A 1196-nucleotide genomic window follows, 5' to 3' on the forward strand; every position below is an offset into this window, starting at 1 on the left:
ATCGCTGTCCGCGTTGCTCGGGCCTGCCGGGATGCCGGGATCGCGAGCGTAGCCGTCTACGCCGACCCGGACCGGGACGCCCTGCACGTCCGCGCGGCCGACGAAGCTTTCGCGTTGGGCGGTGACACCCCGGCCGCCAGCTACCTGGACATCTCCAAGGTCCTGCAGGCAGCAGCCGACTCGGGTGCGGACGCCATCCACCCCGGATACGGCTTCCTGTCCGAGAACGCCGACTTCGCCCAGGCCGTCCTCGACGCCGGCCTGACCTGGATCGGCCCGCCCCCGCAGGCCATCCGCGACCTCGGCGACAAGGTCGCCGCCCGCCACATCGCCCAGCGCGCCGGCGCCCCCCTCGTCGCCGGCACCCCCGACCCCGTCTCGGGCTCGGACGAGGTCGTCGCGTTCGCCAAGGAACACGGCCTGCCCATCGCCATCAAGGCCGCCTTCGGCGGCGGCGGCCGCGGCCTGAAGGTCGCCCGCACCCTCGAAGAGGTCCCCGAGCTCTACGACTCCGCCGTCCGCGAGGCCGTCGCCGCCTTCGGCCGCGGCGAATGCTTCGTCGAGCGCTACCTCGACAAGCCCCGCCACGTCGAAACCCAGTGCCTGGCCGACTCCCACGGCAACGTCGTCGTCGTCTCCACCCGCGACTGCTCCCTCCAGCGCCGCCACCAGAAACTCGTCGAGGAAGCCCCCGCCCCGTTCCTGAGCGAAGCCCAGAACGCCGAGCTCTACGCCGCCTCCAAGGCCATCCTCAAGGAAGCCGGCTACGTCGGCGCCGGCACCGTCGAGTTCCTCGTCGCCGCCGACGGCCTCATCTCCTTCCTCGAGGTCAACACCCGCCTCCAGGTCGAACACCCCGTCACCGAAGAAGTCTCCGGAATCGACCTCGTCCGCGAAATGTTCCGCATCGCCGACGGCGAGGAACTCGGCTACGGCGACCCCGTCCTGCGCGGCCACTCCTTCGAGTTCCGCATCAACGGCGAAGACCCCGGCCGCGGCTTCCTGCCCGCCCCCGGCACCGTCACCAAGTTCGCACCCCCCTCCGGACCCGGCGTGCGCCTGGACGCCGGCGTCGAATCCGGCTCCGTCATCGGCCCCGCCTGGGACTCCCTCCTCGCCAAACTGATCGTCACCGGCGCCACCCGCGAACAGGCCCTCCAGCGCGCCGCCCGCGCCCTCGCCGAGTTCGAGATCGA

1 protein-coding gene is annotated in these 1196 nt (G+C 71.9%); it reads left to right on the forward strand.

Annotation, left to right across the window (positions count from 1 at the left end; translation table 11 throughout):
- Positions 1 to 1196: acetyl-CoA carboxylase biotin carboxylase subunit (locus ACZ4TG_RS38105; RefSeq protein WP_468173037.1), on the forward strand; the 1196-nt coding region annotated here is incomplete at both ends.

Source organism: Streptomyces sp. NPDC028314 (genome assembly GCF_055565795.1).